Source organism: Pseudarthrobacter sp. 05T312 (genome assembly GCF_056396685.1).
Genome location: NZ_JBFTLY010000015.1, coordinates 1 through 26,287, shown reverse-complemented (window position 1 = coordinate 26,287; position 26,287 = coordinate 1). Strand labels below are relative to the sequence as shown.

The following is a 26,287-nucleotide window of genomic DNA, read 5'->3' as shown; positions in this document are numbered from 1 at the left end:
GGAGCGCCGGCTCTTAGGCGCCGTCGATGGCGTCGAGCCACTCCAGAAACGTTTGGCGTCCGACGGCGGATCCCGGCGCCGGGATCAGGGAGCCGTTGCGCATGGCCTTGCCCATGGGGCCGGGAAGGGGCAGCGGAACGATTCGTTTCTTCTGCTGCGTCTTGGCGAGGTAGGCCGCGACCAGGCTTTTCAGCTGTTCGGTCCGCGGGCCGCCGAGGTCCGGAAGGCGTCCCTGCGGGCCGGCCTCGGCAGCGTCCACCAGGGCCGCGGCCACCTCCTTTGCCGCCACCGGCTGTGTAATCATCGTGGGAACGAAGACCAGCGGGCCCACTGATGCGGTCTTGATGGACATCGGTACGAACTCGTGGAACTGGGTGGACCGGAGGAGGGTCCAGGGAATGCCGCCGTGCCTGACTTCGTCCTCCTGCACCAGCTTCCCGGCGTACAGTCCTGAATTGGCTTTGTCGATGCCCACAATGGACAGCGCCACATGGTGCGTTACGCCAGCTTTCTTCCCGGCCGCCAGCAGGTTCTGGGTGGCGTTGGTGAAGTAATCCACGGCTTTCTTGGTGGACATGGCCTGGATGCCGGAGACATCGATGACGGTCTCGACATTTTGGAGTGCCTGATCCAGGCCGCGCCCGTTGACCAGGTCCACGCCCTCCGCGCGGCTGAGGCTGACCACGTGGTGCCCACGCTCCCTGGCGATGGCCACAACGTGGCGGCCCACTGTACCGGTTCCCCCTGCAACGGCAATCCTCATGGAAGAAATCCTAAGCCGGACCTACGACAAAAGATCGGGGATTAGGAAGCGGCCCGTTTGGCTTCGCGGGGAGAGCTCGGCGCAGGATGCTTGGCTAGGTGCATGCAGATAACCTGCGCAGGTCGGCGTCCATGCGCCCTAATAGGTACCGCGCCCTGGCGGGTAGCCTCCGGCACCTGCAGGTGCGGACACTGGCAGCGTCATCTGGAAACCGAACTCCGCCCAAATGTCGTCGTGGTTCTCGTGTGCCGTGTACTCCGCGCGTAGCTCAAGCAGGCCGTCTATCTGCGAGATGTACAAGAGGCCTCGTTGTCCGGTCGAGCTGAGGGGATGGACTGCGATGCCGGACCCTCCAAATGTCGTGACAACCAGGGGCCCCTCCGCAGGTATGACGAGGATACGCCTGAGATGCCTAACGTGGCGTAGGGCGATGGCTACGGAGCCCCCATGGAACCCAGCCAAGGGCCGGTTTCCTGCTGTTTCGAGACGGCTCCCGACAATAGCTCCGCGGAGAGTCTCAGCGCCAGTTATCAGGTCATTGTCTTCCCAGGCCACGGCACCTGCACCAGCTACCTGAAGCGTTCCGATGCCGGACTGGCGTGAATTGAGCCGCACCACCGGGTTTTTCGCCGAGAGATGGCCGACTTCCTCGATGGCAGGTGCAGAAAACAGCCGAGAAGCCAGGGTTTTGGGAGGTTGGCCGGCATGCTTTGAGGCTTCGGTTGTCGGTTCACCCTGCGGTTCCCTCTCCAAATGAAGAGAGGAGCGACTAACCATATTGTTGTCAGGTCTTGGCGCAGTAGTTTGGTTCGTCCCTGCAGCCGGTACAGACGGCATGCGCCGCTTGCGCCGAGTGATGTAGGTGATGTCCGGGCGAGGAGCCCTCGACGGAGGTGCCATGCTAAAGAGTCACTTTGAAGTCCGTCGCGAGGCCCGACAGCCCATTCAGGTAGCCCTGCCCAACGGCACGAAATTTCCAGCCGCCTCCATGCCGATAGAGCTCACCGAACAACATCGCCCGGACCTGTGATTGGTCAGCCAAAGGAATATCAAAGCGTACGAGTTCTCGGCTTTCCTGGTCCGCGACTCGAATATACGCGCTCTTCACGGCGGCAAATGTCCCGAGCCCTCTAACCTCTGGATCGACGTAGACGATGAAGACAATCTTTCTCACCGGCTCGGGTACCTTTTGGAGGTCAACGTCGATTTGTTCAACGTCATCAGAACCGACGAAGTGGAGGCCGTCGTCCGGCGTCGACAGCTGGTTGAAAAACACAAGGTGTTCGTCCGAAATGGCTCGTCCGTCGGGGCCGCACATTATCGCAAGTGGGACGAGTTCCGGCTGCGGGCCGCGGCTCGGGACCAACGACCACCCGAATCCGACCAGCGCCTTTTGAACGTTTGGATTTTCTGCAGTCAGTGCTGCGTTACTGCCGGGAGCCATGGAGGCCATCTAATCACCCTCCAGGAGCAGACTGCCTATATCGAATTTATCTTGCAGGAACCGGCCATGAATTGCTAATTCGGTAGAGGAACCGCTGCGTATCTCACTTTCAAGAGTGGAGGCTGCCGCATGCAACGTTGCCAATTGTTCAAGCAGCAGTCCGGTTTCGGAGGAATCCAGAGCCCGGCTGAAAGTCGGAAGGGTTAGATACGTTCGCATGGAGGTGGGCAAGTAATCAGTCAACATCGCGGCCAAGAGGACTCGCTGTTCAACTGTGGATCCGATCTTCCCGGCATGCTCGACGAGTGCACGCAGTAGATCTGTGATCTGGGCAAATTGCGAGTAAGCCACAGTTGGTAACTCAGCACCGCTTCTCCGCAGCTCGGTGGCCAACGAGTTGAGCGCCTCCTCGGCGGCACTCAACTCGTCCTCTTTCTCGTCGCTGATGAGCAAGTGTTCCGGCCTCGGGTCCTGTGCGGAGCCAAAGCCGAACAGTGAACCGAAGAGCCTGCTAGCCATTTTGGAGATAGGTATTGCTGGACTGGAGCATCAGTTCCCCTCTTGCTGCCTTACGCGTTCGAGGTAAGGCTTGGCCCGTTCGATGCCGGACTCAAGAGCGCGTACGGTTCCTTCCATGCTCTTGTTTGCCTCCGAGCGGAAGGTGTCGATTGCGTCGATCGTCTGGAAGACATTGTCAAAAGCCCGCTGAAGGGTCTCGACGCTGACTCCGGAGCTGGCGGCCTGCTGGTGAATCCGGCCGGTCTGTTCCTTTAGCATCTCGCTGGTTCTCAGGATCATATTGTTAGTCGTTGTATTCAGGGCATCAATTTGGTCCAGTACGAGCTTTTGATTCGCCAGCGCCTCCGCAACGATAACGGCAGTGCGAAGTGCGGACAGAGTAGTAGTCCGGGCTCGTTCGACGCCCTTGATGAGTTCTGCGTTGTTCTTGCGGATCATGTCGATCGCCAGGTAGGCCTGAACGGAAACTGCCAGCTGGGTCAGGATGTCCTGGTGACGCTGACGAATCGGGAAGAGTACGTCGGACTCCAGTTTGACGGAGTCCTCGACCTGGCCGTTGTTCCTCATGGTTTCTAGCTTCGCCACTGTTGCGTCGTCCAACGCTTTTGCGAACACAGCATATTCACTGAGGCCTTGCATCGTCTCCCACAGAAGGGTTTTCTCCTGGGCGAGGCTTGCGTTGTCCTTTCGAAGTTCATCTTGCCCGGCCAGCAGGGCCTTTGTGATGTTGTTGATCTGCTGCTGGGAGGATTGGTACCTCTGAAAGTACTTAACCAACTTGTTTCCGCCGGGGAGGATTCCAAGGATCTTGCGACCTGTGCTGAGGTCAGCTCGGTTCGGCGTCAGATCCTCTACGGTGCTCCGCAACTCACCCAATGTGGTCGCCACATACAGTTGGGCGCTGTTGCCTGTCTTCTTGGCACCCGCCACAGACGTTGATGAACGTTCCAAAAGCCGATTGGACGTGTTGGCGGAAGCGACCAATTGCTGTCCGCCAAGGCGGTCGATTCCGTCGATCTTGCTGGTGTATTCGGGGCTGGCTGGATTTAGCGCAGCAACTTCGGCGATGAATGCCTTCGCCTGAATGTTGATCTCAGCCTGCCGCTCGGGTGCGACCGGGATCATGGCCGCGGCGGCGTCTTCCCTGACTATTTCCGGTTCCTTCGGAGCCTTCAGAAGAAGGGCATCGTCTGCGGCGTCCGGCGGGGTGAGTTGAATACTCATGATGATCCTTTGTGAGTTGAAGAAGCCGAAGGAGAGGCCTATGAAAGATGACGTGCTGTGGCTCCCCGACAGCCACAGCGGCTGCCGGGGAACCCAAGAAACTCAGTCCAGACCGATGCCGAAATCTGTTGCGATTCCACGAAGGCCTGTGGCGTAGCCCTGGCCCACGGCCCTGAACTTCCAATCGCCGCTGTTGCGGTACAGCTCGGCAAAAATCATGCACGTCTCGGCTGCGGCATCCTCGGTCAGGTCGTAGCGGACGATCTCGCTATTCGTGTCCTCGTTGACCACACGGCAGAATGCGTCCCGGACCTGGCCAAAGTTCTGGCGGCGAACGTCCGCTTGGTCAATCGACACAACGATGACAATCTTTTCGATCTCGGCTGGTACCAGGCTCAGGTCGATCAGTATCTGCTCGTCGTCGCCTTCTCCCTCGCCGGTGCGGTTATCGCCTTGATGGACAACGGAGCCGTCCTTTGAGGACAGCTGGTTGTAGAAGATGAAGTCATCGTTTGAGCGGACTTTCCCGCTCGCGGTGACCAGCAATGCCGACGCGTCCAGGTCGAATTGCTCCCCAGCAGTGGTCCGTGGGTCCCACCCGAGGCCGATCATTGCGCGGCGAAGCTGCGGGTCGGCCTTGGTTAGCGAGAGGTTGCTTCCTTTACTCAGGGTCAGAGTTGCCAATTTTGTCTCCTTAATCTGTTCCGGATACTAAAGCGTTGCGGCTGCGGGCCGAACGACGTCGAATGCTGTCTTGCCATTGGCTGGGCTACCGATGGCCTGAAAAACCCATGCGCCCTGGGAGCGGGAAACTTTAGCCATGACCATGGCGGTGAAGTGGCCAGACTCGTTGAGCCGGTAGTGAGCCACTTCCGGGCTGCCGGCAACCGAATCGTCGATGACCCTGCAGAAGGCATTCTGGATCATGTCGAAGGTCTGCTGACTGTAGCTGGTAATGACGAACACGATGTGTTGGACAGTCGGAGATACCGCGGGAAGATTCACGAGAATGGATTCGTCGTCTCCTTCGCCTTCACCCGTCAGGTTGTCCCCAGTGTGCTGTATGGAGCCATCTTTGCTCTTGAGTTGCTGGAAGTAGACCACGTCCAGTGGTTTCCTGTCGGCGTCGTAAAGGATTGCTGAAGCGTCCAAATCGATTTCCGTGGTTTTAGATCGACCGAAAAAGCCGCGTTTGGCAGGTGCTGCCGCGTCCCATCCAAGCCCAAGGCGGATATGAGTTAGGGACTCGCCATTTTGCTTGATGAGCGACAGTGTCTGCCCCTTTTGCAAGCTCAACCCCATTGTTGTACTCCTGTCATTTCCTTCTAAACAGATGTGGATGAAAGTGTTTCGGGTGCGGAATCGGATGTCGGGACCTTTCGATTCCGAAGGACCGAGCCGGCAAAAGCCGCTCCGATAAAGACGACCCCAATTAGACCTGTGATCACTTCATTGACCGGGGCGGTAATGGTAACCATCAGAATGATGGCCAAGGCGCCGATTGCCCAGTGCGCACCATGATCCAGGAATTCAAACTCGTCCAAGGTTCCTTCCCGGACTAGGTACACAGTCAGCGAGCGCACGAACATTGCTCCGATGAGCCCCAGCCCGAGGGCAATGATTACGGGGTCGGCCGTTATGGCAAAAGCACCGATAACGCCATCGAAGGAGAAGGAAGCGTCGATGACCTCGAGGTATAGGAAGAGCATCAGCGCTGCCTTGCCGGCGACCCGTCCCGCGACGCCACGCGGCCGGGCCGCTGCTGACGCATCCTCAGCTTCGTCCTCGTCGACGTCGAAGAGATTGCCAAGCCCGTTCACGAGCATGTAGGTGATGATGCCGAGAAGTCCCGCCAGCAGCACGATTCCTTGTTTGTCTCCAGCAAGGAAGCCGGCGATGGTGAGGACGGCCAGTGCTGTGACCATCGATGCCCCCTCCAGCTTGCCGAACCGCGCCAGGGGGACTTCCAGCACCTTGATCCATTTCAGGTCCCGCTCCTCGAAAATGAAATCAAGGAAGATCATCAGCAGGAACAGGCCTCCGAAAGCCGCGATTTGAGGGTGTGCCTCATGCAGCAGGTACCCGTAAGTGCCGGGCGTCTGCGGATCACCCTTCTGGAGGGCGAGGTTTACGGCTTCAACGGGATTCAGGTGCGCTGTGACACCGACAATCAGAAGAGGGAAAAGCACCCGCATACCGAAGACTGCAATCACGATACCTACGGTCAGGAACATCCGCTGCCAAAAAGGATTCATCCGCTCAAGAATCCGTGCATTTACGACGGCGTTGTCGAAGCTAAGGCTGATTTCCAGAATGCCGAGGATCAGGCAGAGAACAAGAGCGTGGGGACCTCCATAAACGAAGGCTACAACCAAGGCGGTTGCGGTCACCCCAAATGACCATCCAAAAGTACGTACCAGCAAGGTTGTCTAACTCCCCATTTGTGGGTCTATTCGTTAGCGAAATGACCACGGACTTACGGGAGTGAGTAAGTCCCCCCGACTTGAATCACGATCGTAGCCAACGGTTCGCTTCCCAGTCATGCTGATTTCCGCTTCCTTTGTTAGAACTGGGACAATCTTTGGTGGTCCTTGATGGAAACTTGAGGATCAATATCAGGCTACTTACTAAGTCTCGCTGTTGCCGAAAAAAATTTGTGTTTGGGGCGACCACGAGAATATTTAGCGTGTAATGTCAAATCGTGCTGCCGGGAACGAACGTGCATCTTGAGTTGGCTACTTGCACGGATGAGATAGATTCCGGTTGCATCCACTCATAAAGCTTTGATCATGCCGGGAATGACCGCAGCGGTGTTTCCGAATCAAAAAAAGGATTTGTCATGGCCCTTTCCCTCGAAAAAATCAGCACCGAGGCGCCCGGTCTTCTTTCTCTGGCTAAGACAGCGTATGAAGCTGTCGATACCTCCGGTCTCAACGGGCAGAAAGCAAAGGTTGCGGTAGTTCTCGACTTCTCGGGCTCAATGGCAGCGGTTTACAGGTCCGGTGCCATGCAACGCCTGGTAGAAAAAGTGCTGGCCTTGGCCACACAGTTCGACGACGACGGGGCCATCGATTTCTTCGTTTTCGACACCAAGGCCTCCTACTTGGGTGAGATCAGCATCGGTGATTTTCCTGGTTCGGTTGACCGCCTCACCCGCGGTCGGAGCATGGGTAGTACCAACTACGCGCATGCGTTCCTCACTGTCAGGGAGCATTTTGGTTTCGCGCCCCAGCCCCTTCCGAAAAGGGGTTTGTTCGGTCTGCTCAAAGGACCGGCCGCGGTAGGAAACCCAACAGCTTCACCTTCCGACATCCCTGTCTTCGCGCTGTTCCTGACAGATGGTGCCCCAGACAGCAAGGATGCTGCCATCCAGGCCCTGACGGAAGTTTCCACGGCACCGATCTTTTGGAAGTTCCTGTCAATTGGCAGGAGGTCGATCGCATTCCTCGAAAAACTGGATGACATGAAGCAACGCTTCGTGGATAACGCCAACTACGAGCCCATCGGAGACGTTGATGCAATCAGCGACAGCCTGCTGTTCAAGAAGATGTTGCAAGAGTTCCCGGAGTGGCTCGATGAAGCACGTGCCAAGCGGCTGCTTAGATGAGGACTCCCAGTATGGGTCACTTTGACACTTCCTTCGACTACAAATCCGACAAGCCAGCGAAGACCAAGCCGGACGCCGACAGGGATAGCCCTAGCCTCCGGATGCATCATCAGCTGCTGTGGACGAAGAAGTTGAACTCCGGCATCCTGTTCGCCCCGATAGCACCGTCCGTGCGTCGGAACGGCTACCTAATCTTTACCGATCCTTCCGGGGTCAGCCACTGGTACGGCAGCGACGCCATCACGAACTCCTACAGCACCTGGCTACGTCCGAAGGCTCTGGTTAGCGCTGTCGCCGGTCTGGACTCGGAACAGAAGTCTCGTTATCTGCACCCGGAGTACAGCATCGGCAGTGCGATGATTTGGCCTGTCAGGTCGAGGGACCTTCCCACGATGAACACGGCACGGGGGTTGCGCCCGCGCATCGCTGACCGCATCGACCTCACCCTTGAATGCATTCGGCGTCACTACGCGGGGGAGTCGGACAGCCCGCTCGCAGATGTCATCGCTGCCTACGCTGATTTTTTCGAACTTTTCGACGGGTTTCAGGAGTTTGTGGAGTTCTTCCATTTCCAGGACCTGGTTACTCCTGGCTTCGACGAGGTCGAGTTCTTCCTTCCGTTCGACAACTTCAGGCGACCAGGAACTCCGGCGACAACGGCGGAATATGTCACGTACCGGGAGGCCTCGCTGAATTTCATCGCAGGGCGCGGACGCCGGATGGCCAAATGGGTCACCGAAAACTGCCCTCAAATTGAGGTCTGCGAATAGCGTTCCCGTCCGGCTACTGCGACTGGCCGATTTCGTGTCTCCGGAAACATCACTTTGGCCTCGAAGGAGAACTCTTGGAAACTTCATCCACCGCGTCCAGTTCAATCGTGGGAAAGCTTCTCGAAGAAATATCTTGGGAGAAAGCCAAAGACTATCGCGCCGGCGGGCAAGGTCGCGAAAATGTCCTCACCGCGGAAGTGCTGATCGGACGGGATTTCTTGCCCAGAACCGAATTCCTCGCTGCCGTTGTCGGCGCGGCGTCCGGGGCCGACGCCGCGCGCAGCAAACTTGCCGCAGAGGTGGAGGAACTGCAAATGCACTTCCTGCCGGGTGACTTCAGCCCCAGTGCAAGCGGCGGTAAGCCAAAGCTGGTGGTTCAGCCCGACGCCATCTTCAAGACTCCGAGCACATACACCTTGGTTGAAGCCAAACGGATTCGATATGGCAGTTTTCAGCCCGAACAACTGGCCCGCGAGTACATCACTCTCATGTCTCGAGCCGAAGGTGCTGTCCCACTGCTCCTGCTTTTGGGTGTCGCACCGCCCATCCGTGTCAAGGGGAATGGCCAACTCGGAATTGCGGAAGCTGTTGGTCGGTTCCTTGGCCCCGTCCTAGAGCGCCTTGGTGACCCAGCGCTTCCTTCCGAATCGGAACTTATGGAGCGGATTCAGGAGGTCTTTTGCTGGATATCCTGGCCGGACCTGGATGAACGCGTTCGCGAAGCGGCAGTCAAGTACGACGCGGGGCACTATTCTGCCCACGCTTCCGTACAGCGCGTTGCTTCATTCATACGGAACGCGATCGCTTGGCATGCTTGAGCCCTGCCGTGCGGAGTGCCCAACCAACAAACATTGTCAGATGAGATTTAGCGGTGGCAACCATTCAGCGCGCAGCGCATCCTCTAAATCATGAGCTTCTCTGGCGCTACCGCAGACGAGCCATCCCACTTCGCATCCCGCAAGCCACTCGTTGGCTACGGCAGTTTGCTCCGGGGTCATCACACTCGGGCGCTGGCGCACGACAGATCGGGGAATACCCAATTCAGCGGCAGCAATGCTTGCCCTGAGAGTGCTGCGGCTGAAGTCGGTGCCCTGATCGAAATGGGACCTCAGTCGGCCTCGCAGCCCATTGGTGCCTAACGCTTTGCCTACATAAAGAGGCTGACCCTCCCGGAACCAGACGTACACTCCGGGCTCAGCAGGCACCTCGCGGGATGGAATCGGCAACTTGCGTGCATCTACTTTTAGTAGGCTATCGTGCCAAATCTTTCCGGGGTCCTTCCTGTTTGGCATGCTGGCTTCCTTTCATTGCCCATGTACACGGGAACGGTCTGATCTTTCCCTCCGGCCTCTACTCCGTCGTCAAATTAAACGCTTTTGACACTTCCGAAATTGTGAGTTCATGACGGAGCTTGCAGGCGCTGTTTTGGTTGGCGAAAAGTCCCTTGAGCCAAAATGCGGCCGGAAGGTCCGTTGTGCGCTGCCATGAAACCGGAATGATGTATTCGTTCATATCAGCTCCGTCCTGCGCAACGGCAGCCTGACCCAGGCCGTAGTGGCCAGTTAGGTCCAGTTGACTGAAAGAACGCGCTTCGCCGTTCTCAGTAAGTACAGCCTCGAACGCTGGCTGCGCAGTACCGGTCACTGTTCCGACGCCAACGTAGCCGTGGCCGGGAACGTAGACGAAGATTCGGGCACCGACGGGAAGCTTACGCAAAGATCGGGAGTACCACTCCCCGCCGCCGGCCGAGACGAAGCCATACCTACGTGCGTCGTCCCAACTGCGCGTCGCATCTTCCATTCCAAACGAGACATACCAGTCCAAACCGTTCCAGGCTGCCTTGGTGGACCGCTGGTTCACTCCTCCCGTTAAAGATGTCGTTTGCTGCCCCGCGGGTATCAGCCATGTACGTGCGAGGTAATCATTGCCCTGATCGGAGAAGTAGCGGAACAGCATCACGTTGATGGGAACCGAGTACGCGGCGCTGAGGTATTGGACGATACGCTCGGTGCTGTCGTCGAGGTCGCTAGCTACGACTGTGATCGAATGGCTCTCGTTTATGTCGTCCGGAGTGGGAGTTCCACCGAATCGTTCGGCAAAAGCGATATCAAAATCAGTGCCCGGATTGTGCTTGCTGAAGATGTCCCGCACATCATCATTGGAAAGTGTCTGCACCCAAGAGGCGTAATCCAGTGCCTGTGCCACGATATCGCGGGGAGTTCTGTCCCTCTTGAGCTCTACGATGTGGACGACTCCATCAACGTCGATTCCCAGGATGTCGATGAATTTCCCATGAGCGGTTAGAACTTGGTGGCCTATAACCAGAAGCTCAGTTTCAAGGATGGCAGGGTCGTCCAAGATGAGCTGTTCGAGACGTGATTCTAGAGGCATCTTTGCCGGCGACAATGCGACAGCTTTGTCGGTCACGCGCCAGAGGCCTATTTCTAGAGGCAATGGTGTCCTTCGGTGAAAGTAACAGTACTTTTGGAGCCTACCGCTCCACGACGACTCCCGCTGTCAGACACACATCCGCTACTTCCTTCGCGCCTTTTTGAGAACGTCGGCTGCTTGCCTGTAAGCGCGCTTTGCCTCTGGGCTGGTCGCAAGCCGATATAGCTTCTGGCCGTCTTGAGCTAGCTGTTTCGCTTTAGCTTGGACGGCAGGGTCTTTGGCCAGCGCATAAAGCTTTGTTCCGCTGGCCTTCACCTTGGTCCCGCTGTTCCTAAGGAGTTTATAAGCCTTGTCCCCGTTGCCCGCCATGGGAATGTCCTCCGTCTAGATGTGTCCATGCGAGGTTAGCACTGGGCAAAAGAGACTCCACGAGAATGAGACCCCGGGCTGGGGCTCCTCAAGAGGCCTTCCCGTGGGTGGCGTAGACAAACAAGTCGAGTCAGCTATGGGACGATAACCAACTAGCGCGACGATTCGGGAGGATCATGGCTCGTTCCGGGTGTCGCCGCTGCTGCGCCTAAATTTCGACGTTCAGTTGGTGGAGGGATAAAACGTGACCGCTGATACCCAGGCAGTCGTGCCAGTGTGGACACTTGCCACAGAGCCCGTAAGTGTGCCTGCAATTTTCGCTGACGAGGGCATGACACCCGAGCGGCTTGCGGAAATCCGGACAGTCCTGGCTACGCTCGCGGGTGCGCCCATCGCCACGCTCGAAGCACATCCTCTATCACCCAAGCGCGATCGTGAAGGAGGAATTGCTCTTCATGCGGCTAGCCCCCTCGCCCGCCAGTTGTCGCAGCTTGTAGCTGATACGGCCAAGTCAGCTTCCTCAAAAGTAGATGTCTCCGCCTCCGGTGAGGTTCTGTACAGAATGGTGGTGCCCGCCAAGGTGGCCGCAGAGGTCGGCAAAGGGTTGGTAAAGCCCATGGCGGCCAAAGGCGCTACGGGAGGAATCTATGGCGCCTTGGTCAATTCGAGCGGCATCGCCGCCCAAGCAACGTTCGTACCCGTTGCTGGGCAGGCCGCAGTTGCAGGCGCTGCGACTGGCTCAGCTGCCACTGCAGGCGTGGCCGTCGCATCGGCCGGAGCGCTGACTGTTGCTGCCCCACTCGTGCTGATGGCCGTAGCCGTCGGTGTTAGCGCCTACGCCGACCACCAGAGGCAGGAGGCGATCGAACGGATTACCGAGCTGCTTGAGCAGCTTCACGAAGACAACCTCGAGGCCGAACGCAGCGAGCTGGACGGTTGCCGGGACGCTATTAACAAGGCGACATCGGTTCTCTTGGATCAGGGCAGAATCGGTCTGTCATTGGGCTTGGATTCTTCCTCGTACGCGATCAGCACTGCCATAGCTCGAACGCAGCGTCGGCTCGATAAATGGAAAGAAGCTCTAGCTTCGCTGCCCGACGGCCCGGTTGAACTTGGGGCGTTGACCAAGGCCTTCCCCGGAATCAACGAGGATGGCGGCACTTTCCGTGCCCACTTGGAGCTCGCCCGCTTGGCCATTGCACTCAAACGCAGGGTGATCGTGCTTCAGGCCGTGGACCACGCCCAGCAGGATACTAACAACACTTTTAAGAGCTTTATTGGTACCTTGCGTGACGATGAACGGAGCATCGACGAGCTGGAGTCGGGTATCAGTGCAGTCCTGCATCGGCTGTCGACTTTGGAGCTGAAGCGCCAAGGGGGTTTTCGCAGCCCGGTCTTTATGCAGGGCGAGGTCGATGACTTACTAAGGGCCGTATATCGCCTTCGCGCTTTTGGCGAAGGGCTGAATATGCCCTCTAATCAATCTGACGTAGCAATCGACATCGAACGAAGCGGGGACGGATCCCTCGTGGTATTTCCTGCAGTCGCTGCCTAGGAGTGCCGATATCGGATGCGCGGATGGGATCCGTTGATTAACCAGCCACCGCCGCCTTCGCAGCCTGCGTGGCGTTCATCCACTCGCTCAGCCACGGGGCGCGGACGGTGGAGGTGATCCGGCAGTCCGCCACGAAGGTTCCCTGGGCGCCGACGTCGATCCAGTCCTCCAAAGCAGTCAGATCAGACAGAGAGCGGATCACAGCGGACTCAGCTCCCAAAGCCAGGGCAACGCCGCTGAAGTCCACCTCTGGGATCAGCATCGGCTTCTCGGTCAGCCCTTGGGAGCCGTACTGGTGGATCTCGGCCCCGTAGGCGGCGTCGTTGTAGATCACCACGATTGCGCTGTTGGCGGCGCCGATCAGTGATTCGAGGTCGGCCAGGCCCATCAGGAACCCGCCGTCGCCGGAGGCCAGCACCAAGGTGCGGCCGTCCTCCACCGCACGGGCTGCCCCGACGGCGCTCGCGAGTCCCAACCCGATGGACTGGAAGGCGGTCCCCACCATCACCAGGTCCTGCGGCCGCGGGATATTCCAGTACATGGGTGCCCAGCCGATGAAGTGGCCGCCGTCCTGGACCACCGTGCGGCGCTCCGGCAGCACGGCGTCGAGTGCGGTGGCGAGGGCGCGCGGGTCCAGCCGGCCGTCCGGAGTGTCGGCAGAACCAGCAGCGTGCCCCGGTCCGGAAGCAAGACGCCCGGCAGCTTCCGCCCGCCACGCCCCCACAGCAGCCTCCACATCAACCAGAGACAACAGCTGCGAAGCAGCAGCCTTCACATCCCCCTGTACGAACACATCCACCCGCGGATTGGTCGGCTCCACCGCGGTATCGATCTGGATTACCGTGCTGTCCGGCCCCAGCAGGTGCCCGAACCGGATGGTGAACGGGCTCAGGCTCGCCCCGGCCACCAGGACCACGTCCGCCTCGCCCATGAGCCCGGCCGCGGTGTCGGTGCCGAAACCGCCGGCCACGCCCAGGTACCCCTCGCCATTGAGGAGGTTGAGCGCCAGGGCGGTTCCGGCGGTCAGTGCGCCGAGCCGGTCGGCGAGTTCGCGGAGTTCCGGGCCGGCGCCGGCCAGGTGCGCGCCGCGTCCGGCCAGGATCAGCGGCCGCCTGGCCCCGGCGAGCAGGCGGGCCACCTGCCCAAGGTCCGTGCCGCCGTCGTCCGTCACCTCCAACGCTGCCGGCGCCGGAAGGTCCTCGTCCCCTGCCTCGAGTGCGGCGAGGTCGTAGGGGATGGCAAGCACGACGGCGGTGCGCCGGGTGAGTGCGTACTCCACCGCCTGCCGGGTGATGGCGCCCGCGGCGTCGCGGGTGACGGTGAAGGTGGCCGCGCCGAGGCCGGCGGCGATGGCGGCCTGGTCCACGTCCCAGGGCCGCGCGCCGCTGGTGGGGGCGTCGCCGGTGACCAGCACCACGGGGATCTGCGCCTGGACGGCCTCGGCCAGGGCGGTGAGCGCGTTGGTGTAGCCGGGGCCGTAGGTGGTGGTGCCCGCGGCGAGCCGTCCGGAGGTCCGGTAGTAGGCGTCGGCGGCGGCGATGGCGGCGCCTTCGTGCCGGACGGCGGTGAAGCGCAGGCCCAGCTGCTCCGCGGCGTCCAGGAAGTAGACGTTGCCGTTGCCCATGACGCCGAAGACATCGCTGACATAGCTGCTGAGAACCTGAGCCACGCGGCCCGAGACGGTAAGTGAAGTCATGCAGGAATCGTGCGCCCCGGCATTCAGATCGGCAACACCCGAACATTCAGCTGGGACTTTTGGCAGCAGAAGCAGGAGAAACTGAGAATCTGCGCAGTTGTGGTGCGGGTCACCCGGGTTTAGTCGGCGGCGCGGGATTCCTGCTCGGTCAGCCGGGCCAGGAGGCCGTCGAAGCGTGGCGGCATGAGTTCCAGGACGGAGATGGCCGTGCTGGTGCGTTGGATGCCGTCGATCTCCAGGATCTGGTTGGTGATGCGGTAGAGGTCGCTGGTGCCGCGGGCCACCACCTTGGCCATGAGGTCCGCGTCGCCGGCGGTGGCGTGCACCTCGATGACCTCCGGGATCGCGGCGAGGCCGTTTTCCACCGAGCCGGCGCGGGTCTGGCTGATGTGCAGGGAGAGGAACGCCGTGAGTTCGTAGCCCAGCGCGGCGGGGTCCAGCCTGCGGCTGAAGGTGCGGAGCGCGCCGCTGCGCTCCAGCCGCGCCAGCCGGGCGTGGACGGTGTTGCGGGCGACGCCGAGTGTCCGGGAGAGTGCCAGGGCGCTGGCTTCGGGGTCCTTGTCCAGGGCCAGGATGATCCTGCCGTCCAGGGAATCGAGGGCGCGGGAGGTTGCGATGGTCATATTTTCACCAGGGGTACTAGAAGTTGAGCAGAAGTCCCAATGGGTTGAGGGTATCTTGCATTGTGGTTGGGGTCACAATCATGATCGGTGCTCATGACCCTTGACCAGATCGCGGCCAACCCGGCCCCTGTCCTTCCGGACACCGCGCTCCCCACCCTTCGGGGCGCCGTGGCCGGCCTTCCGGCCTACGTCCCCGGCAGGCGCGGTGCCGGTGCAGACATCGCCGCCCTCGCCAGCAACGAAAGCCATTACGACCCCCTGCCCGCAGCCGTGGCTGCGGTGGCCCACGCGGCCGGTGCCATGAACCGCTACCCGGACAGCGCCGCCGTCGAACTCCGCGAACAGTTGGCCCGGCACCTGGGCGTCACTGCCGGGGAGGTCGCGGTGGGGCCCGGCAGCGTGGGCGTCCTGCAGCAGATCATCACCGGACTGTGCGACGCCGGGGATGAAGTGGTGTTCGCGTGGCGCTCCTTCGAGGCCTATCCCATCCTGGTGGAGCTGGCGGGCGCCCGGGCGGTCCGAGTCCCGCTGGATCACCTTGAGGGCCATGACCTGGACGCCATGGCCGCGGCCGTCACCGACCGCACCAAGGTGATCCTGCTGTGCACGCCCAACAATCCCACCGGCGTGCCGATCAGTCACGAGCGACTCGAGACCTTCCTGGATGCCGTCCGCTCCGACGTCCTGGTGGTGATCGACGAGGCCTACGTGGAGTACGCCGACGCCGGCAGCGGCCCCGATTCCCTGGCGCTCTACCGCCGGTACCCGAACGTCTGCATCCTGCGCACCTTCTCGAAGGCCTACGGACTCGCCGGCCTGCGCGTCGGGTATGCGATTACGACGGCGGCAATCGCCGAAGGTCTGCGCCGCACCGCCCTGCCGTTCGCCGTAAGCGCGCTGGCGCAGAAGGCAGCCGTCGCGTCGCTGGACGCGGGGGAGGAGATGGCAGCGCGAGTTTCCTTGGTGAAGCAGGAGCGCGCCCGGATGGCCGCTGAGCTGGCCGCCCAGGGCTGGAAGCTGCAGCCGAGCCAGGGCAATTTCCTGTGGATCCGCGCCGATGGCCCGCTTTTGGCCTTGCTCGTGGATGCGTTCGATGCCGCCGGGATTCTGGTCAGGGCGTACCAGGGCGACGGCGTGCGGATCACCGTGGCCGACCCCGCTTCCAATGACCGCGTGCTCCGGCTCCTCGCAGCCCACGCGGCCTGAACTTTTTATCCCCAACAGTTCCACCTACAACTAAGAGGAATCCCCATGGAACACCAGACGAAGACGTCTGCCCGCGCCCTCGGCGCGGCCCTCAAACCGCGGCAGCTGACCATGATGGGCCTGGGCAGCGCCATCGGTGCGGGCCTGTTTATCGGCTCGGGTGCCGGCATCCAGGCCGCCGGCCCCGCGGTGCTGATCTCCTACCTCGTGGCCGGAACCCTCATCATCCTGGTGATGTGGGCGCTTGGCGAGATGGCCGCGGCCAACCCGGACAGCGGTGCCTTCTCCGTCTACACCGCCAAGGCGTACGGTCCGGTGGCCGGTGCCACCGTGGGCTGGCTGTGGTGGCTGCAGCTGGTGGTGGTCATCGCGGCCGAGGCGCTGGGTGCGGCGGGCCTGCTGGCGACCATCTTCCCGGCACTGCCCGTGTGGCTGATGGCCTTTGTGTTCATCGTGGTGCTCACCGCCGTGAACCTGACCAGCGTGAAGAACTTCGGTGAGTTCGAGTTCTGGTTCGCCCTGCTCAAGGTGGTTGCGATTGTCGGGTTCCTGCTGGTCGGCCTCGCGCTGCTGTTCGGCTGGCTGCCGGGCGTCCAGTCGCCGGGCCTGGCCAACTTCACCGGAGCTGGCTTCGCGCCCAGCGGTTTCGCTGGGATTGCCACGGCACTGTTCGTAGTCGCGTTCGCGTTCGGCGGCACCGAAATCGTCTCCGTGGCAGCAGCTGAAACTACGGAGCCGGCGCGCAGCGTGAAGAAGGCAGTCAGGACGGTGCTGTGGCGCATCCTGGTGTTCTACATCGGTGCCATCTTCGTGATCGCGGCCGTGGTTCCCGTGGGGTCGGCGGGGCTGAAGAGCCCGTTCGCCGCGGTGCTGGACGCCGCCGGTATGCCCGGCGCAGCCACAGCCATCACCCTGGTGGCCGTCGCAGCACTGCTCTCGGCGCTCAACGCCAACCTTTACGGTGCCTCGCGGATGGCGTTCTCCCTGGCGGAGCGCGGTGAAGCGCCGCGCGTGCTTGCCGCGGTGTCCAAGGCCCGGGTGCCTGTGGTCGCGGTCCTGGCCAGCGTTGCCTTCGGTGTTGTCACGGTTGTGTTGGAGCTGGTGTTCCCTGAGATGGTCCTTCCCGTCCTGCTGAACATCGTGGGCTCGACCTGCCTGCTGGTGTGGACGTCGGCACTCCTGGCGCAGCTCGCGCTGCGCCTCCGCGCGGACCGGGACGGAACGGCGCTTCCCCTGCGGATGCCCGGCTTCCCGTGGCTCACTTCCGTCGGGCTGCTGATCCTCGCGGCGATCTTCACTGTGGGCTTCATCGGCGAGGATTCCCATCCCCAGTTGCTGAGTACATTTGGACTCGTGGCGGTTTTGGCGGCGGGGTGCTGGGTGAATCACCGCCGGCGGCATACTGCGCCCCTTTCCGAATCTGCCAACAATGCCGAGTCCCCCGTACTCGTCGACTGAACCAGATGGGCCACCGGAAGGCCGCTTCCGGCTTTGGCCGGGCGCGCCTCTCTGCAGTTGTGCCAGGTAGGCACACTGATTGCCCGGAATTCCGGCCTTCCGGGGATGTGCGCCACTGTGCATGGACAAGGAGTCCGCTATCAGGGTGATGGACTCGCACACTGTCATAACCACGCTTCGGCTGCCGCTCTGGATGCTGTCGTCGATATCTGCCGCGCGTCCATCCCCCTGTTGTTCAGGCGTGGCGAGACCACGGTGAGGGCGTCGACTGACCTCGAAAAGTAGCTCCTGGGGACTGGACATCGGGCAGAGTCGGAAACTTAGGACAAGCCGGGAGGTGTGGCTGAGGCGTAGTCACATACCCTTGGGCCATGGACGGTGCACTCTACTTCCCCTACATCGCAGTTCCCCAGTCGGCTTGGTGGACCAGAACGCTCCTTTACTGGGACTCAGTTGCGACGATTACTCCAACAAATTTCATTGATGAGCCAGAACTTCATGATCCAAAAACTCTTGAACTCGTACGCAACGGACTTGTGTATCAGGTGACGCCCAGCGAGGCTGAGCAGAACTTTGCACGCACGTTCGAACGCTTTATAACTCTTCAAGACGAGCACGAGCTTGCCCGACGACAGCATAGCTTTTGGATGGGTAATCAAACCCGGATACACGCTGACAAGATGATGTTGTACGGGCTTGGTCTATCGTCACTTATAGAGCACGGGCTTGCCCGCGCTGACGGCAGTCAATGGATCCTCGTAGAGGAGGCAACTGCCGCCCAATTCATGGCTGCGCTAGCTCTGAGCCTTTGCGAGTCTGCCGGCCCGGACGGATGGAGTCGGGGAAACCGACCGACTAACGAACGTTGGGTTCCCATTACGGATGACGTTTCGTCCGCTCAAGCACTATGGTCGGGTTTGAACCCGCTTCGCCTCAATCCAGCTAATCCGGCTTCTTTTCGCCGTGCTATAGGGGAAGCTGAGCTTGCAAACGTTCGTTCTATAGTGCTGGAAAACGTCCTGGCCGTCCCGGATAGCTCCATGAATGTCGACGATCTAGTGCGTTTTCGCCGTAAGCATGGAGACCTCCTTCCGCGATTCCGTCATGAGATGGAGGCCCGTCTTCAAGCGATATCTGAAATAGATGACCCTGTTCGCCTCCAGCGCGCCTTGGACGGCTTCGCATATGAGGTTGAAGAGCGCACAAACCAAGCATCTGCGTATTTAGAAGAAGCAGGCGCACGTAGGGTGTTTCGTTCCCCTATTTTTAGCCTTCTGAAGTTCGTTTTGCCAGAGACTAAGGAGGGGCTAGAAGCTGTCAAAAATGTTCTCGCACCTGGGCAGAATGAGAAAATACTGGAGGAACCTCTTGCTTACTTGGCTTTCGCAAATGCCGAACTCATCCCGTTCGCGAGGTCCGAGATCGATCCCCTCAGTGGAATTCCTCTAGTCGACGTTATGAGCGGGCAACGCTAACAGCAACTTCCCCTCGCTTGCCTATGGCTGATCAAGCAGACGTCTCGGGCTTTCTTTCCTGAGTCCCGCGGCAACCATCAAGAGCAGCTCCTGAGGGGAGTTTGTACAGCCCAGCGCGCCTTGTTCAATAGCCTCTTCGACATGCTTACTGCTCCGTGACCCCGCGTATATGAGATATGGGGTATCGACATGCGACCTGCGAAGCTCGGCTAAGAGGGTATATCCAGCCCTACTATCGCCTGGGCGGCCCATATCGGAAATGATGAGGTCATACGAATGGTGTTGGACCTGTTGGAGTGCATCAGAAGTTGATGTTGCGAGATCAATACTCAGCCCCATCGCCTCCAGAGCGCGCCGTTCGTAGAAATTGTTGTCCGGCCGATCATCAACCCATAAAACGGCAGACTGCGTGGCTCGAGCAAGCGCCTCTGCGTCAGGCAGCGCCTTTTCAACGCTATCTGCGATTTGCACTGCGTCCACGGCGTCATTTTCAACAACCCCGTCTCCCTTGGCATTAACAGCGGCACCGAGGGCGGCAGCTACTTCGACCTGCCGCTTCTGGAAGGAGGCCTCCAGAACTGACGTCTTGATAGTCACGGAGTCGGACTCAATAAGTCTACGCACGAGAGTCGGCCCGAACTTCATTGCTAAGGCAAATATGGTAAGCGGCCAGAGAGTGGCGCCGAAGAGGCTGGCGATCGCTGAAATGAGTCCGTTTACCTGGTCCAGATTCAACTCTTCCGCCTTTTCGCCGGCTATCCTCCGAAGGTTTCCTTAGTCGTGAAGGATGACCTATATCTTTTCCCTGTCTACGTTAGACCACGTCAGCCCGCCGTTTGTACGCCGTCCGAGAGCGCGAAGCAAGGTGTTGTGTAAGGAGGTGGCTAACCTCAATAACTCATGGACCAGCGCGGATAGTTTCGTCTTTGGGGCTTAGCCCCATACCCTGACGCGGTGACTAATTTTATTGGGGGAGTGGCAGCGGAGGAGCTGCCCGAGGGACTGTACGAACTTCTGAAGACGGACATCCTCGGTAAGCGTCTGAGCCAAGAGCGAGATCTCGAGCCAATCTTCGGGAACATAGCTGACGAAGACGCTCCGGACATACTCGCCCGCCACATCGCCGACGCCGTCCGGCGAGCCCTCGTCTCAGCCAAACCAACCGATCGCGTCGCCCTCGCGAACAGGCTCCTCCAGGAACTAGACACGCGAGACAGCATCACACCGGGTCCAACCCAGCTCCAGTCTCTCTATCGCCCGGGTAAGCTCAAACGTCGCAACCTGCGCCGCCCCAACACCAAACTGAGCGATTCCGCTTTGCTTACCAACAGCAAGGACGACCCCAACCTCGCCGCGGAGCTTCGAGCCGAGATGGAGTCCGCTGACACGGTGGACCTTCTCTGCGCCTTCGTGCGCTGGACCGGGCTGAGGCTCTTGGAGCCGGCCCTTGAACAATTGAAAGAACGCGGTGCCAAGCTCCGGGTCATTACCACCACATATATGGGTGCCACCGAACGTAGAGCCATTGACGAGCTCGTCAACCGATACGGGGCCGAGGTAAAGATCAGCTACGAAACCCAGGCCACAAGGTTGCACGCCAAGGCCTGGCTGTTCCGCCGGAACACCGGCTTCGACACCGCCTACGTCGGCAGTTCGAACCTGAGCCAGGCTGCCCTCCTCGATGGGCTTGAATGGAACGTCCGGCTCAGTTCTGTCGCCACCCCCGCACTCCTGCAGAAGTTCGAGATCACCTTTGACAGCTACTGGGAGCAGCGAGCCTTCCAAAGTTACGATCCAGAACGTGACGGCGAGAAGCTGGACGCTGCGCTGGAACGCAATGGCGGCCGCCGCACTGCGGCTCCGGACGCCGCCACAGGGCTTGAGGTTCAGCCATTCCTTCACCAGGAAGAGATGCTGGAAGACCTGGAGGCGGAGCGACTCAAGGGCTACAACCACAACCTTCTGGTCGCCGCCACGGGCACCGGCAAAACAGTCATTGCCGCTTTGGACTACAAACGGCTAACCGAAGCTGCCGGGAAAGACCTAAAGCTGCTCTTCGTCGCCCATCGCCAGGAGATTCTTAAGCAGGCGATGCGCACCTACCGCGACGTCATGCAGGACGGCGCCTTCGGTGAGCTCTACGTGGGGGAGCACAAGCCGCAGGAGTGGAAGCACATCTTCGCGTCCGTCCAGTCGCTGTCTTCCCTGGGCATCGAGCAGCTGGAGCCTGACTTCTTCGATGTCGTGGTCATCGATGAGTTCCACCATGCCATGGCGTCCACGTACCGCCGCCTGCTGGACTATCTGAAACCGCAGCAGCTCCTCGGACTCACGGCGACACCGGAGCGCGGCGACGGCGTCGACGTCGCCAAACAGTTCTTCGACGGGCGCACCGCCAGCGAACTGCGGCTCTGGGATGCCCTCGACGCCGACCTGCTGGTTCCCTTCCACTATTTCGGCGTCTCGGACGACGTCGACCTGAGCCAGTTGGAGTGGAAGCGCGGCAACTACGACACCACGCAGCTCAGCGCCCTCTACACCGGAAACGACGCCCGGGCCGCTAAGATAATCCGCGAGCTCAGGGACAAGGTCACCAGCACCGATGAGATGCGGGCCATCGGCTTTTGCGTCTCGGTCCAGCATGCCCATTACATGGCCGAAGTGTTCAACAGGGCCGGCATTGCCTCCGTTGCCGTCGACGGCACCACTGACAATGCTGACCGCGAGGAAGCCCTCAGGCGCCTGGGGCAGCGGGAGATCAACTGCATCTTCGCCGTCGACCTATTCAATGAAGGCCTGGACCTACCGCAGGTCGACACCATCCTGCTGCTCCGGCCCACGCAGAGCGCCACGGTCTTCCTTCAGCAGCTGGGGCGCGGGCTGCGCCGTGCGGAGGGCAAGGCGGTGCTGACGGTCCTGGACTTCATCGGCCAGCAGCGCCGTGAGTTCCGCTTTGACCTGCGCTACCGGGCGCTGACCGGCTACGGGCGCAAGGAGCTGGAGAAGGCTGTCGAGGACGAATTCCCGTACCTGCCCTCCGGCTCGCAGATCGTGCTGGACCGGGTGGCGCAGAAAGTGGTGCTGGACAACATCAAGGCACAGTTGCGGTTCAACCGGGCACAGCTGGTCCGGGACATCGCTTCGTACGCGGAGACCGAGCTGGAGGCCTATCTGGAGCGGTCGGGAAACGACGTGAAGACGATCTACCGGTCCACAAAAGACTCGTGGACCGGTTACCTCCGGCAGGCAGGGCTGATCGAAGGGTACTCGCCCCTGGAGACCGTGCTCCGCGGGAAGATCGAGGAGCTGTCGGGCGCAGAGGAAAGGAAGCTGCAGAATCGCATGGCTGCGCTGATTCACGTGGACGATCCGGAGCGCGCCGAGGCCTATTCCATGCTGGTTGCTCCCGACGCGCCCCGCTATGCGGAGCTTGGTATGCGCGAGCAGGCTTTCGCGCGCATGCTCTTTTACACGTTGTGGGATGACGGCGGCGGATTCATGACGTACGACGACGGACTGGACCATCTGCGCGGCTACCAGTTTGTCTGCCGCGAAATTCGCCAGGTCGTGAAGCTGGGAGTGGCAACGTCCAAGCATGCAGCCAAGAGCCTAGGTGCGGGACTGCAGCACATTCCGCTGCTTTCGCACGCAACGTACCGGCGCGAGGAGGCGCTGGCGGCGCTGCAGTACGGCTCATTGGAGCAGGGAAAGAACGTCCAGCACCGCGAGGGCGTCGCGTGGTGTCCTGCAACTTCTACCGACGCCTTCTTTGTCACCCTGAACAAGGACGACAAGAAGCACTCGGCGACCACAATGTATAAGGACTACGCGACCAGTCCAGAGCTGTTTCACTGGGAATCTCAGAATTCAACGTCGCCGACGAGCCCGACGGGTCGCCGCTATCTTGACCGGACTTCGCACGGTTCGAAGGTTCTGATCTTCACCAGGGACACAGCGGACGACGAGACCGGGTTGACGGTCCCGTACACCTGCCTCGGCCAAGTGGACTACGTCCAGCACTCGGGCGAGAAGCCCATTGCGATCACCTGGAAGCTGCACCGTCCGATGCCGGCGGATGTGTTTGCGACGGCTGCTGCGGTGGCGCAATAGTGTTGACGGAAGCCAGACCCAATTTGCATGTTCAATATTGCGGCCACAGGGGACTCAATAAGTTCTCAAATGCCATCTGCCCGAGAAAAGATGCAGGGCATCAACCTATTTGGGCGGTGAATTGAAAATTCCGGAACTGTCACCCAATGCTGCTTACCCACCAGGAAGGTGCTGGCTTCCGCCGCAGCAAACATCGCCTGTGAACACGTAGTTGTTTGGACCTGTTCTTCCTGGTGCATGTTACGGTGATTTCGTGTCGCATAGAGCCGTAATACAGTCGCTTCGTGAGTTTGTTGCCGAACGAGAGTGGGGACAATTTCACAGCGGGGTCAACTTGGCCAAATCTATATCGATCGAGTCGGGCGAGCTCCTGGAATGTTATCAGTGGGACGACGAAGCGGAACTCCTGAGGGTTCAGTCTGAACTTGCTGACGTCTTGACGTATGCCTACCTCTTGGCCGACAGCCTGGGCCTTGACCCGGACGCGATCGTAGCCGAGAAGCTCGAGGAGTCTCGGACGAAATACCCGGTTGAAAAGGCTCGCGGGCGGAGTTCTAAGTATGACGAGCTTTAGGATCGAACGACGGAACTTCTCGCCACAGGAGATTGAGCTGTTGAGCCAGAGCGGTGACCACTTCACTAACTGGCCCGTCGTATATACCCTAAATAATTCAAGCGATGTCTACGTGGGTGAGTCGAGAAGCGTCGCCTCTAGAATGCGACAACATTTGAAGTCGCCTGAAAAAGCCGGCTTACACCGGATGCACCTTGTCATTGACAGTACGTTTCATAAGTCTGCGTGCCTGGACCTCGAGTCGTTCCTGATTAGGCTCTTTGCGGGCGAAGGGCGCTATCAGGTGCTAAACGGGAACGCCGGCGTAAGCGACTCGGATTATTACGACCGCGCAAAGTACGCAGCTTCATTTGAGAAAATATTTGAAGAACTGCGTGCCGAAGGAATGTTTGAACGCACAATTCCTCAAATCGAAAACAGTGATCTCTTTAAGTTTTCGCCTTTCAAAGCTCTGAACCATGACCAAGCGGGGGCGGTAGGGGAGATCTTAGACGGCCTTCTTGAGGATATCGACAGTGGGGAATTAAGTACTAGCGTAATTCAAGGAGATCCCGGCACCGGAAAGTCCATTATCGCAGTTTACCTCATGAAGCTGCTGCGTGACATCCAGCTCTCCCAAGAAGGCGAAAGCTTTGATAGCGATTCAATCTTTGCGGATTACTTTGTAGAAGGAAATCGCGATCTCATTGCTGATATTAAGATTGGCCTAGTAATCCCACAGCAGTCGCTACGATCAACCATTAGAAAAGTCTTCAGCAAGACGCCTTCCCTTCAACCAGGTATGGTTTTAAGTCCGTTTGATCTCGCACCCTCCGAGGAGCCATACGATCTGCTAATAGTGGACGAAGCGCATAGGCTAAGCCAGCGCGCAAACCAGCCATCCGGTCCTCAGAACAAGAAATATCGCGAGATCACGGAAGCCCTATTTGGCAAAGATGACCTTTCGATCACCCAGCTTGACTGGGTCCGTGCGAGCAGCAGGCACCAGATCCTGCTAGTGGATTCTGAACAGAGTGTTAGGCCGGAGGACTTGCTTCGATCCCTCATCGTCAACTCGCAAGCCGAGAAGAGGTTTTACCGGTTGCATTCGCAGATGCGCGTACAAGGCGGCGCGGACTACATCAAGTACGTTCGGACAATTCTTTCATCAGATCCCCCGCTCGATACGAGGATCGATAATTACGATTTTAGACTTTTTCATGATGTCAAGGACATGCATGAGGCCATACGTAGAAGGGAATCGGAGGTCCAGCTTGCTCGACTTGTGGCAGGCTTTGCATGGCCCTGGAAAACAAAAGCGGATCCCAGTGCTTTTGATATTGACATTGACGGATATCGTCTTCGCTGGAACCAGACCCAAACTGACTGGATCAACTCAAAGACATCTCTAGATGAGGTTGGCTCTATTCATACAGTTCAGGGATACGATCTGAACTACGCGGGTGTCATCATTGGTCCTGATCTTCGTTTTGATCTGGACACTCAATCTATCGTTGTCGATCGAGCGAGCTACTACGATAAGAAAGGCAAAGAAAACAACCCCAAACTTGGGCTGGTGTACAGCGACAACGACTTGCTTAGGTACATAACCAATATATATGCCGTCCTCATGACTAGGGGCATGCGTGGGACCTACGTGTATGTGCATGACAAAGCACTACGCGAATACCTCCGCCGGTTCTTTCCTTAAGAGTCGAGCGGTCCGTCAGGAGTGGCAGGAGCTGGCTAAGGCTCAGCCGCCCCAACTAGTGCCGCCTTCGGTTCAGGGCGTGCTGGCCCGAGCGTCGTCGCCGCCCACATGGTGGGGCCTCGTTATGAAAAGAGCCCAAATGCGAGCAGTTTTGTGATTTGGTCTCTCGAGTTAGAACAGCGCCGGCGAGTAAGTGCCACCAGTTTCTTTGCGCTTCCTGGCGGCCCTAGCGCTCAAGGGCACGAACTTCTCGGATGCAGGAAGAGAGTCATAGATTTGATTCGCCTTCTCGGCAACGTCAGCGGCCGGTGTCTTGAGATAGGCAGTAGTAATTTCTGGGCGTATCCAGCCGAGTCCGGTCATGTGTTCGAGGACCGCAATCGTTATGCCTCTTGCGTCCGGAACCCGCTGGAGAATAACGCCGATGTCATGCTTCTCGTCTATCAGAGTAAGAGGCGCCTCCCGAATGCGAATCACTCGGAACCCTGCGTCCCAAAGCTTTCTCGTTTTTGCGGCGTCACGTTGTTCATGGGATTTGCCGCGATGTGAGTAAGAGCCATCAAATTCAACAATGACTTTGTAGGAATCGATGAAGACATCGACGGTATGAGGCCGGTTATGGCCTAGGAGACTGCTGAACTAAGTGCTTTGTAGGGCTGGTCCGTGGCGTTCGCTGTCGGGCCAGGCCTTCCTTTTGTGGGTTGGGGTTTCTGGGGTTGAAGTATTTTGGGTGGTTCCGGGCTTTTGGTGCCTGTTGGCCGGGTAGGGGGTGTTGTTTTGGCTGGCTGTGAGAGGCCTGGTCCTGGTTTCCGG

The 26,287-nt window shown here is 59.4% G+C and carries 22 protein-coding genes and 1 pseudogene; 10 read left to right on the top strand and 13 right to left on the bottom strand.

The annotated features are described in order from the left end of the window. Positions 1 to 13: 13 nt before the first annotated feature. From AC1DIP_RS16525 to AC1DIP_RS16495, 7 genes are all read right to left on the bottom strand, one after another. Positions 14 to 763 carry an NAD(P)H-binding protein gene (locus AC1DIP_RS16525; protein ID WP_476209745.1) on the bottom strand — a complete coding sequence of 250 codons (750 nt, stop codon included), beginning with the start codon at positions 761 to 763 and terminating at the stop codon, positions 14 to 16. A 901-nt stretch (positions 764 to 1,664) separates the two neighbouring features. Beyond that, entirely contained in the window at positions 1,665 to 2,216 is a 552-nt protein-coding gene (locus tag AC1DIP_RS16520; protein ID WP_476209747.1) for a TerD family protein, read from the bottom strand. Beyond that, complete coding sequence (locus AC1DIP_RS16515; protein ID WP_477734372.1) at positions 2,217 to 2,726, bottom strand: hypothetical protein; 510 nt, start codon at positions 2,724 to 2,726, stop codon at positions 2,217 to 2,219. Positions 2,727 to 2,756: 30 nt separating this feature from the next. Further along, the gene (locus AC1DIP_RS16510) at positions 2,757 to 3,950 is read right to left on the bottom strand and encodes a toxic anion resistance protein (protein WP_476209751.1); all 1,194 of its coding nucleotides are present in this window, start codon (positions 3,948 to 3,950) and stop codon (positions 2,757 to 2,759) included. 102 nt (positions 3,951 to 4,052) lie between these two features. After that, the gene (locus AC1DIP_RS16505; protein WP_255174704.1) at positions 4,053 to 4,634 is read right to left on the bottom strand and encodes a TerD family protein; all 582 of its coding nucleotides are present in this window, start codon (positions 4,632 to 4,634) and stop codon (positions 4,053 to 4,055) included. A 27-nt stretch (positions 4,635 to 4,661) separates the two neighbouring features. Next, complete coding sequence (locus AC1DIP_RS16500) at positions 4,662 to 5,252, bottom strand: TerD family protein (RefSeq protein WP_476209754.1); 591 nt, start codon at positions 5,250 to 5,252, stop codon at positions 4,662 to 4,664. Between the two features lie 23 nt (positions 5,253 to 5,275). After that, complete coding sequence (locus AC1DIP_RS16495) at positions 5,276 to 6,373, bottom strand: DUF475 domain-containing protein (RefSeq protein WP_476209756.1); 1,098 nt, start codon at positions 6,371 to 6,373, stop codon at positions 5,276 to 5,278. Between the two features lie 416 nt (positions 6,374 to 6,789). Between AC1DIP_RS16495 and AC1DIP_RS16490 the strand changes: the two genes are divergently transcribed. From AC1DIP_RS16490 to AC1DIP_RS16480, 3 genes are all read left to right on the top strand, one after another. Further along, positions 6,790 to 7,557 (top strand): VWA domain-containing protein, encoded by a 768-nt coding sequence (locus AC1DIP_RS16490; RefSeq protein WP_476209758.1) that lies wholly within the window; start codon positions 6,790 to 6,792, stop codon positions 7,555 to 7,557. Between the two features lie 11 nt (positions 7,558 to 7,568). Continuing rightward, positions 7,569 to 8,327: a DUF6994 family protein gene (locus tag AC1DIP_RS16485; protein ID WP_476209760.1), complete on the top strand. Its 759-nt coding sequence runs from the start codon at positions 7,569 to 7,571 to the stop codon at positions 8,325 to 8,327. Between the two features lie 74 nt (positions 8,328 to 8,401). Continuing rightward, positions 8,402 to 9,145 carry a hypothetical protein gene (locus tag AC1DIP_RS16480; protein WP_477734371.1) on the top strand — a complete coding sequence of 248 codons (744 nt, stop codon included), beginning with the start codon at positions 8,402 to 8,404 and terminating at the stop codon, positions 9,143 to 9,145. 36 nt (positions 9,146 to 9,181) lie between these two features. On the opposite strand, the gene AC1DIP_RS16475 is transcribed toward AC1DIP_RS16480, so the two are convergent. Together AC1DIP_RS16475 and AC1DIP_RS16470 are read right to left on the bottom strand one after the other, a co-directional pair. Beyond that, entirely contained in the window at positions 9,182 to 9,619 is a 438-nt protein-coding gene (locus AC1DIP_RS16475; protein ID WP_476209763.1) for a GIY-YIG nuclease family protein, read from the bottom strand. Positions 9,620 to 9,677: 58 nt separating this feature from the next. Continuing rightward, positions 9,678 to 10,754, bottom strand: coding sequence for an endonuclease NucS domain-containing protein (locus AC1DIP_RS16470; RefSeq protein WP_476209765.1), 1,077 nt, complete (start codon positions 10,752 to 10,754; stop codon positions 9,678 to 9,680). A 577-nt stretch (positions 10,755 to 11,331) separates the two neighbouring features. Here AC1DIP_RS16470 and AC1DIP_RS16465 point away from each other — a divergent pair. Further along, the gene (locus tag AC1DIP_RS16465) at positions 11,332 to 12,642 is read left to right on the top strand and encodes a hypothetical protein (RefSeq protein ID WP_477734370.1); all 1,311 of its coding nucleotides are present in this window, start codon (positions 11,332 to 11,334) and stop codon (positions 12,640 to 12,642) included. 37 nt (positions 12,643 to 12,679) lie between these two features. Here AC1DIP_RS16465 and AC1DIP_RS16460 read toward each other — a convergent pair whose 3' ends face one another. Further along, a complete protein-coding gene (locus tag AC1DIP_RS16460; RefSeq protein ID WP_477734369.1) occupies positions 12,680 to 14,338 on the bottom strand; it encodes a thiamine pyrophosphate-binding protein in 1,659 nt (552 codons plus the stop codon). Between the two features lie 119 nt (positions 14,339 to 14,457). Further along, complete coding sequence (locus AC1DIP_RS16455; RefSeq protein WP_477734368.1) at positions 14,458 to 14,961, bottom strand: Lrp/AsnC family transcriptional regulator; 504 nt, start codon at positions 14,959 to 14,961, stop codon at positions 14,458 to 14,460. Positions 14,962 to 15,054: 93 nt separating this feature from the next. On the opposite strand from AC1DIP_RS16455, the gene hisC reads away from it, so the two are divergent. The 3 genes from hisC to AC1DIP_RS16440 all read left to right on the top strand — a co-directional run bounded on the left by hisC (position 15,055) and on the right by AC1DIP_RS16440 (position 19,100). Continuing rightward, complete coding sequence (gene hisC, locus AC1DIP_RS16450; RefSeq protein WP_477734367.1) at positions 15,055 to 16,167, top strand: histidinol-phosphate transaminase; 1,113 nt, start codon at positions 15,055 to 15,057, stop codon at positions 16,165 to 16,167. A 45-nt stretch (positions 16,168 to 16,212) separates the two neighbouring features. Further along, on the top strand, positions 16,213 to 17,625 hold the full coding sequence (locus AC1DIP_RS16445; RefSeq protein ID WP_477734366.1) for an amino acid permease: 1,413 nt from the start codon (positions 16,213 to 16,215) through the stop codon (positions 17,623 to 17,625). 371 nt (positions 17,626 to 17,996) lie between these two features. Next, on the top strand, positions 17,997 to 19,100 hold the full coding sequence (locus tag AC1DIP_RS16440) for a hypothetical protein (RefSeq protein ID WP_477734365.1): 1,104 nt from the start codon (positions 17,997 to 17,999) through the stop codon (positions 19,098 to 19,100). A gap of 21 nt (positions 19,101 to 19,121) precedes the next feature. Here the strand turns inward: AC1DIP_RS16440 and AC1DIP_RS16435 are convergent, their stop codons facing one another. Beyond that, a complete protein-coding gene (locus AC1DIP_RS16435; RefSeq protein WP_477734364.1) occupies positions 19,122 to 19,835 on the bottom strand; it encodes a response regulator in 714 nt (237 codons plus the stop codon). A gap of 255 nt (positions 19,836 to 20,090) precedes the next feature. Here AC1DIP_RS16435 and AC1DIP_RS16430 point away from each other — a divergent pair, with 255 nt between their 5' ends. The 3 genes from AC1DIP_RS16430 to AC1DIP_RS16420 all read left to right on the top strand — a co-directional run bounded on the left by AC1DIP_RS16430 (position 20,091) and on the right by AC1DIP_RS16420 (position 25,474). Further along, positions 20,091 to 23,210 carry a DEAD/DEAH box helicase gene (locus AC1DIP_RS16430; protein WP_477734431.1) on the top strand — a complete coding sequence of 1,040 codons (3,120 nt, stop codon included), beginning with the start codon at positions 20,091 to 20,093 and terminating at the stop codon, positions 23,208 to 23,210. Between the two features lie 253 nt (positions 23,211 to 23,463). After that, positions 23,464 to 23,784, top strand: coding sequence for a nucleotide pyrophosphohydrolase (locus AC1DIP_RS16425; RefSeq protein WP_477734363.1), 321 nt, complete (start codon positions 23,464 to 23,466; stop codon positions 23,782 to 23,784). A 40-nt stretch (positions 23,785 to 23,824) separates the two neighbouring features. Continuing rightward, a complete protein-coding gene (locus AC1DIP_RS16420; RefSeq protein ID WP_477734362.1) occupies positions 23,825 to 25,474 on the top strand; it encodes a DNA/RNA helicase domain-containing protein in 1,650 nt (549 codons plus the stop codon). Positions 25,475 to 25,645: 171 nt separating this feature from the next. On the opposite strand, the pseudogene AC1DIP_RS16415 reads toward AC1DIP_RS16420, so the two are convergent. Then, positions 25,646 to 26,068, bottom strand: a pseudogene (locus AC1DIP_RS16415) (DUF559 domain-containing protein); the annotation flags it as partial. Positions 26,069 to 26,287: the final 219 nt, after the last annotated feature.

What these genes read in the sequence shown, in the direction of transcription:
- hisC (WP_477734367.1), top strand. Translation starts at nt 15,055, where the DNA reads ATGACCCTTGACCAGATCGCGGCCAACCCGGCCCCTGTCCTTCCGGAC.
- AC1DIP_RS16485 (WP_476209760.1), top strand. Translation starts at nt 7,569, where the DNA reads ATGGGTCACTTTGACACTTCCTTCGACTACAAATCCGACAAGCCAGCG.
- AC1DIP_RS16455 (WP_477734368.1), bottom strand. Translation starts at nt 14,961, where the DNA reads ATGACCATCGCAACCTCCCGCGCCCTCGATTCCCTGGACGGCAGGATC.
- AC1DIP_RS16490 (WP_476209758.1), top strand. Translation starts at nt 6,790, where the DNA reads ATGGCCCTTTCCCTCGAAAAAATCAGCACCGAGGCGCCCGGTCTTCTT.
- AC1DIP_RS16460 (WP_477734369.1), bottom strand. Translation starts at nt 14,338, where the DNA reads ATGACTTCACTTACCGTCTCGGGCCGCGTGGCTCAGGTTCTCAGCAGC.
- AC1DIP_RS16445 (WP_477734366.1), top strand. Translation starts at nt 16,213, where the DNA reads ATGGAACACCAGACGAAGACGTCTGCCCGCGCCCTCGGCGCGGCCCTC.
- AC1DIP_RS16440 (WP_477734365.1), top strand. Translation starts at nt 17,997, where the DNA reads ATGGACGGTGCACTCTACTTCCCCTACATCGCAGTTCCCCAGTCGGCT.
- AC1DIP_RS16520 (WP_476209747.1), bottom strand. Translation starts at nt 2,216, where the DNA reads ATGGCCTCCATGGCTCCCGGCAGTAACGCAGCACTGACTGCAGAAAAT.
- AC1DIP_RS16510 (WP_476209751.1), bottom strand. Translation starts at nt 3,950, where the DNA reads ATGAGTATTCAACTCACCCCGCCGGACGCCGCAGACGATGCCCTTCTT.
- AC1DIP_RS16515 (WP_477734372.1), bottom strand. Translation starts at nt 2,726, where the DNA reads ATGGCTAGCAGGCTCTTCGGTTCACTGTTCGGCTTTGGCTCCGCACAG.
- AC1DIP_RS16500 (WP_476209754.1), bottom strand. Translation starts at nt 5,252, where the DNA reads ATGGGGTTGAGCTTGCAAAAGGGGCAGACACTGTCGCTCATCAAGCAA.
- AC1DIP_RS16475 (WP_476209763.1), bottom strand. Translation starts at nt 9,619, where the DNA reads ATGCCAAACAGGAAGGACCCCGGAAAGATTTGGCACGATAGCCTACTA.
- AC1DIP_RS16525 (WP_476209745.1), bottom strand. Translation starts at nt 763, where the DNA reads ATGAGGATTGCCGTTGCAGGGGGAACCGGTACAGTGGGCCGCCACGTT.